We start from the raw sequence: 511 nt of genomic DNA on the forward strand, positions 1-511 counted from the left end.
CCACCTTAATCTCCAGTTTTAGCCGCTCATCACTTTGTTTTCTGTCTGAGGGGGCATGCTGTACCCGGTCGTAATAACCGCTCCTGGATACACCAGGTACCCGACACATCGCTTCAACAGGGAATTGTTGTCGCCATTGTTCGACTAACGCGTATTTTTCAGCGACTCCTGGGCAAAATACGCTGTTGCTTTTTTTAATATATCTCGCTCAAGTCGTGCTTCATTTAAAGCCTTACGCAGTTGCATAACTTCAGATTCCAGCTCAGCCACTGTGCGGGAGCCTGGTGTATTGAGCCCTTTTCTTGCGGCGGTAACCCATTGTCCTAAAGTGCCTTCAGGAACAGATAATCGGGAAGCGCCTTCACTGATCGAAAGCTGATTTTCAGGAACCGTTTTGACGGCTTCGGCTTTAAACTCCGTAGAGTAACGTTGGGTTTTTCTGCTCATTATTGGCTCCTTCTGATGCCATTCTATTTCAGGAAGGAGTGTCCGTTAAACTCAGGCTACCTCA

General features: G+C 47.6%; 1 pseudogene. It reads right to left on the minus strand.

What is annotated here, in order from left to right:
* A pseudogene (locus tag ACUU1M_RS20555) lies at positions 1 to 447 on the minus strand (transposase); the annotation flags it as partial.
* Positions 448 to 511 lie beyond the last annotated feature (64 nt).

The organism is Shigella sp. SIG6 (assembly GCF_053555815.1).